General features: G+C 42.6%; 8 protein-coding genes and 1 pseudogene. 5 read left to right on the forward strand and 4 right to left on the reverse strand.

Features of this window, described 5'->3' with window-relative positions:
* From PX636_RS03065 to map, 4 genes and pseudogenes are all read right to left on the reverse strand, one after another.
* Positions 1-120, reverse strand: a pseudogene (locus tag PX636_RS03065) (aminoacyl-tRNA hydrolase); the annotation flags it as partial.
* A 49-nt stretch (positions 121-169) separates the two neighbouring features.
* The gene (locus PX636_RS03070) at positions 170-394 is read right to left on the reverse strand and encodes a DUF2811 domain-containing protein (RefSeq protein ID WP_002800048.1); all 225 of its coding nucleotides are present in this window, start codon (positions 392-394) and stop codon (positions 170-172) included.
* 438 nt (positions 395-832) lie between these two features.
* The gene (locus tag PX636_RS03075; RefSeq protein WP_288116188.1) at positions 833-1,234 is read right to left on the reverse strand and encodes a universal stress protein; all 402 of its coding nucleotides are present in this window, start codon (positions 1,232-1,234) and stop codon (positions 833-835) included.
* 90 nt (positions 1,235-1,324) lie between these two features.
* The gene (gene map / locus PX636_RS03080) at positions 1,325-2,170 is read right to left on the reverse strand and encodes a type I methionyl aminopeptidase (protein ID WP_125731675.1); all 846 of its coding nucleotides are present in this window, start codon (positions 2,168-2,170) and stop codon (positions 1,325-1,327) included.
* A 132-nt stretch (positions 2,171-2,302) separates the two neighbouring features.
* Between map and trxA the strand changes: the two genes are divergently transcribed.
* The 5 genes from trxA to PX636_RS03105 all read left to right on the forward strand — a co-directional run bounded on the left by trxA (position 2,303) and on the right by PX636_RS03105 (position 5,069).
* The gene (gene trxA / locus PX636_RS03085; RefSeq protein ID WP_288116189.1) at positions 2,303-2,620 is read left to right on the forward strand and encodes a thioredoxin; all 318 of its coding nucleotides are present in this window, start codon (positions 2,303-2,305) and stop codon (positions 2,618-2,620) included.
* Positions 2,621-2,653: 33 nt separating this feature from the next.
* The gene (locus PX636_RS03090; protein WP_004163118.1) at positions 2,654-2,938 is read left to right on the forward strand and encodes a DUF427 domain-containing protein; all 285 of its coding nucleotides are present in this window, start codon (positions 2,654-2,656) and stop codon (positions 2,936-2,938) included.
* On the forward strand, positions 2,935-3,408 hold the full coding sequence (gene coaD / locus PX636_RS03095) for a pantetheine-phosphate adenylyltransferase (RefSeq protein ID WP_002758057.1): 474 nt from the start codon (positions 2,935-2,937) through the stop codon (positions 3,406-3,408). Before PX636_RS03090 ends, coaD begins: the two co-directional genes overlap by 4 nt.
* A 36-nt stretch (positions 3,409-3,444) precedes the next feature.
* Entirely contained in the window at positions 3,445-4,104 is a 660-nt protein-coding gene (locus tag PX636_RS03100; protein WP_004163116.1) for an ATP synthase subunit B family protein, read from the forward strand.
* A gap of 167 nt (positions 4,105-4,271) precedes the next feature.
* A complete protein-coding gene (locus tag PX636_RS03105; protein WP_288116190.1) occupies positions 4,272-5,069 on the forward strand; it encodes a hypothetical protein in 798 nt (265 codons plus the stop codon).
* The last annotated feature ends 60 nt before the right edge of the window (positions 5,070-5,129 follow it).

Raw genomic sequence — 5,129 nt, forward strand, 5'->3', positions numbered from 1 at the left:
TAATGAGTCCACAGCTTCAAAACCGATATTATGACGGGTGCGATCATATTTGGGTTCGGGATTACCCAAACCGATAATTAGCTGAGGAATGATTAAATTAGGGGTTTTATCGGAATTCATAGGGGAAAATCGGGTTTTTAACCATGACCCGACTCTTATTATCCCCGAATTAGCACTCCGAGCGCTGGAACAAAGTTTCTAGATAAACCTTGGCACAGCTATTTTGCTCCTCAAAATTCATCCTTTCGGAGGATTGACAATTAAGTAGAAAAAATGATAGAGCCGCCGTAAACACACCATCTTGATCCCAACCGGGGTGAGTTTCTAGATATTGTTGTAGGGATTGGTGGAGGATTTCGGGGATTTCTGCCAAGATACTGACTGATGTATTCATATCGTTTACCTCTAAATCTGAAGTGGGGAAATCCCTGACTGGTGCAGTGGACAGTAAGGACTATTGTGAGCCAAGTTGGGGGGAGTTGCAATATTACCAGATGTAAAGGAATGCTTTAGAAAAACTTAATATTTACGAGGGAATAAGGGTTAGAGCTAGATTTTATTTACTCAACTTAACAGTAACTCAGTATCTATCGATGGGAATTTTGACAATCAAGATTAATTTTTTCTCGAAGCAAGTGCCGATTCTATCGCTGTTGCCTGTGGAAAAGTCTGGGTAAACTGTGGAAAACTTGGGAGTGAGTGGGGAAATACTGGGGAATGTATGGGGGAAAACATTGGGGAAAAATAAGATTTGCAAATTTTAGTCAGCAGTGATGATCAAGACTACTTAGGCACTCTTGCCAGAGTACCTTTTCTAGCTGAATGCTGGCTGCTATGCTTTTACCACCAATACTGAACAGGTAGCTTCTGCCACCACGAGACTACTAACAGAATCTTCGATCACCCGTTGAACTCCCGTTAATCCCCGGCTGCCGATCACGATCAGATCAGCATGATAGATATTAGCTAAACGAATAATTTCCTCCGCTGGATCACCAAAGATGACCTCGATTTCACTAGGGGCAGCAATCTGGGATTGATAGCAGCGCAATTGATCTTCAATGATCTCACGGGAGGGGTGAGGGCGATCAACTGGCGATTCATCTCCCTCCTTGCCGAGGATATGGGTGAGGATGATGCAAGAATTTGCCGTTAGAGAAAGGGAATTCAAGGAATCAAGGACTCGATCCGATAATTCCCCACAATCTAAGGCAACAACGATATTTTTAAACATTTTGACTAAATCCTGCCGCTAAACAAACTTCCAATTAAGATTCCGGAGCAAAAAATCTTTGATTCTGCCATTATGCCTAGATAGACAATTTTATAGGTTATTGCGCTCGGTTAAGATTTCGTACCCCGTGGCGGTTACTAAGACAGTATGCTCAAACTGAGCGGAGAGAGCATTATCCATCGTCACCACCGTCCAACGATCGCGCAAAGTTCTGGTATGTTTAGATCCCGCGTTGACAATTGGTTCAATTGCCAGAGTCATCCCGGCGCGGAGTTTGACATTGGGTAACTGATTAGTGCGAAAATTAAATACCGAGGGTTCTTCGTGGAGATTTCTGCCGACTCCATGGCCGGTAAAATCTTCTACTACCTGGAAACCGTTAGCTTGAACGTGATCTTCGATCGCTCCCGCAATATCGAGCAGATAATTGCCCGCTTTTACCTGATTTATGCCTTTATATAAAGCTTCTTCCGCCACGCAGATTAATTTTTCGGTTTTTGGAGAGACGGAACCGATCGCGATCGTGATACAGGAATCCCCATGATAACCTTGGTAGTAGGCCCCCGTATCTACCTTTAACACAGAACCGGCTTTGAGGCGTTTTTTCGGGCTAGGGATACCGTGAACGACTTCGTTATCGACGGAGGCACAAATCGAGGCAGGAAAGCCATAATAACCTTTAAAACTGGGAGTAGCACCCATTTCGCGGATACGTTGTTCCGCATAGGCATCCAAATCCGCCGTCGTCATCCCGGGTTGAGCGATCTCGGCAATTTCCTTAAGGACTGTGGCGGCAATTTTACCCGCTTGTCGCATAATCACGATTTCGGCGGCGGATTTAGTCTCGATTCCCCGGCGGCTTTTCTGTACTCGCGGCGAACCTACTTGCTCTGGAGTTTTAGTTTCGGGAAAAAGCAGCTTGGTTAGGATGTTCATGGAGAGTTGGCTGTCGAGTCTTTACCTAACTTAGCATTTTCCCAGTGATCGATGACCACTCTGGAGAAATCAAGGAACATCTAGAAAAGCTATAGTAGGAAAAAGGCTATTTTTCTGGCGAGGTGACAATTTATGGCAGTCAAAAAAGAGTTTTCCAGTTTTCAGCAACTGTTGCAATCCACTAATCTCCCCGTGTTAGTGGATTTCTATGCCACTTGGTGCGGTCCTTGTCAAATGATGGCTCCGATTCTAGAACAAACGGGAATGTATTTCAAAAATCGCCTACAAATTGTCAAAATTGATACAGACAAATATCCTAATTTAGCCACTAAGTACGGTATTCAAGCTTTACCGACTTTAGTAGTCTTTAAAAATGGTCAACCGATCGATCGAATCGAGGGAGTGGTGCAGGTTAACCAACTGGTTCAACATTTACAAACTCTGTTGTAAGATAATTTTGAACCAGAACTAGGAGTTAGTGCCATGGCAAAGGCGATTTGGAATGGTGCAGTGGTAGCCGAAAGCGATAACTGCGAAATTGTCGAGGGAAACTACTATTTTCCCCCCGATACCATCAAAGCTGAATATTTTCAATCCAGTAACACCCATACCATTTGTTCTTGGAAGGGAGAGGCTAGTTATTATACTCTCAGGGTAAATGGACAGGACAATAAAGATGCCGCTTGGTATTATCCCGATCCTAAACCAAAAGCCCAAAATATCAAAGGATATATCGCTTTTTGGCGAGGTGTGCAGGTTGAGAAATGATCGCCATCTACCCCGGCAGCTTCGATCCAGTTACACTCGGTCATTTAGATATTATCGAACGCAGTGTGCCACTATTCGAGCGAGTAATCGTGGCAGTTCTTTGCAATCCCCATAAAAACCCCTTATTTACCGTCGAAAAACGCATAGAACAGATCAGTTACTGTACAAAACACCTGAAAAACGTTGAGATAGACAGTTTTTCAGGATTGACGGTTGAATATGCCAGATTGAAAGGCGCTAAGGTGCTGTTGCGGGGGTTGCGAGTCCTCTCAGACTTTGAAAAAGAACTGCAAATGGCCCATACCAATAAAACCCTCTGGGAAGGGATCGAAACGGTTTTTTTAGCCACCACCAAAGAATATAGTTTTTTAAGTAGTAGCGTGGTTAAAGAAATCGCTCAATTCGGTGGCTCCGTCACCCATCTAGTCCCAGAAAACGTTTCTAGAGATATTTACTCATACTACAGTTAACATACTAGAATACAGCAATGAGGACGATCTGAACCTATGGCGCGCCGAGAACCTAATGATCGCAGAAAAGCAGTACCTAACACTTCTAATAGTGGGGTTCCCAGTCCACCCGTCGATTTCGATATCTATCAGGATTTGGCGCGTCTGCAAGAGATGATTTTTGATAGTTTCCATATCCCCCTCACCCGTTGGACAATCATCGATGAGGGACAGATAGCCGAACAGATCGATCTCATCTATGAAACCGTGCCACCAGCAGTACAGAAAGCTTTAGCAATTTTGCAGGAAGAACAGGAAATTATCACTAAAGCGGAGGAATACGCTCAACAAGTCCTTCGTTCCGCTCAACAAAGAGCCGCCCAAATTCTCGATGAGTCCGGTATTATTCAACAAGCAGAACGGCAAGCGGCCCAAATTCGTCAACGGGTTCAGCAGGAGTGTGAATCCTTGCAACAACAAACCCTCGATGAAATCGAACAGATGCGTCACAGCACCTTGCAGGAAGTGCAACAGTTACGACAAAAAACCCAAGCTGAATGTCATGAAATTCAAAAAGGCGCTGACGACTATGCCGAAGCGGTTTTAGAACATCTCGATCGAGAATTAGGGGAAATGTTACAAGTTATCCGCAACGGTCGTCAACAGGTAAGATCGAAACCAACATCGTCAAAAAATCTACCCGGAGAACGTCCTTAATCAGTGATCAGTGATCAGTGATCAGTTATCAGTTATCAGATGTAAGTTTTAAGTTAATTAGTTAGTTAGTTATCTTCATCTTTATCCCTGATTACTGTTTACTATTTACCGCTCACTGAAAAGAACCAAACCCCCAATCCCTCACTGATAACTGATAACGGAATTTCATGAATAACCCCTCCTCGAATTCCCATCTATTCGGACGCTTTCTTAGCGGGTTATTCAGCTGGAAAATTTGGTTATTTACCCAGATATTTCAAGGTAGTAAAAGCTTTTATCGATTCCTGTATCATTACTTATATCGTCGTCCTAAAATTGATCGCATTCTCGGTAGTGATGTCATCTATATTCCTGAGAAAAAACTTTATAGTATTCCCCTCGATGTGCTGAAAATGGAGCGGCAAATAGTTAATAGCAATCACCAGCAGTTGACTTCTGTTACTACTTGGAAAGTTAAAACGATTCATCCCACCATCACCGAAACCGAGATACAATTCCACGATATTACCGTCGATTTACAACAGGTACACCTGATTAAATCAGACCTTAATAACTACGATTATACTAACACTCGCCGCTTGGCTCCTCTGGTGAAAACCTTACTTTTTGAAATTAACCCCAAAATTGCCAGTTTAGTAGAAAAGAAAAATCAATTACATAGACTGCGAAATCTGGCCGCATCTTCCGAAATTTTTCATTCACAAACCCCCTTGTATGATCGAGCAATTAATCAAGTCCAGCTAATTATTGATCAAGCGGAAACTTTCAGACAAGAATGTTTAAAATTTATCCGAGAAACCCTGATCGAACGGGAATTAGTGCAATCCGATATCGATACCAATCTCGTTGATTTGCCCCTCGATTTTGCCAGTCAATATCAACTAATTCAAGAAAAATATCAACTCTGGAAAGAAGAAGTACAAGCTTATTTTGAATTAAAAGATTCTTCTCTACCTAAAAATTAACTATGACCGTCAGTTATCAGTTATCAGTTATCAGTTATCAGTTATCAGTTATCAGTTACA

This window comes from Microcystis sp. M53598_WE2, assembly GCF_030067735.1.
Taxonomy (GTDB): Bacteria; Cyanobacteriota; Cyanobacteriia; order Cyanobacteriales; family Microcystaceae; genus Microcystis; species Microcystis aeruginosa.

Bases quoted from the DNA above. Each gene is read 5' to 3' on its own strand.
- PX636_RS03070 (WP_002800048.1), bottom strand. From the start codon at position 394: ATGAATACATCAGTCAGTATCTTGGCAGAAATCCCCGAAATCCTCCAC.
- PX636_RS03075 (WP_288116188.1), bottom strand. From the start codon at position 1,234: ATGTTTAAAAATATCGTTGTTGCCTTAGATTGTGGGGAATTATCGGAT.
- map (WP_125731675.1), bottom strand. From the start codon at position 2,170: ATGAACATCCTAACCAAGCTGCTTTTTCCCGAAACTAAAACTCCAGAG.
- trxA (WP_288116189.1), top strand. From the start codon at position 2,303: ATGGCAGTCAAAAAAGAGTTTTCCAGTTTTCAGCAACTGTTGCAATCC.
- PX636_RS03090 (WP_004163118.1), top strand. From the start codon at position 2,654: ATGGCAAAGGCGATTTGGAATGGTGCAGTGGTAGCCGAAAGCGATAAC.
- coaD (WP_002758057.1), top strand. From the start codon at position 2,935: ATGATCGCCATCTACCCCGGCAGCTTCGATCCAGTTACACTCGGTCAT.
- PX636_RS03100 (WP_004163116.1), top strand. From the start codon at position 3,445: ATGGCGCGCCGAGAACCTAATGATCGCAGAAAAGCAGTACCTAACACT.
- PX636_RS03105 (WP_288116190.1), top strand. From the start codon at position 4,272: ATGAATAACCCCTCCTCGAATTCCCATCTATTCGGACGCTTTCTTAGC.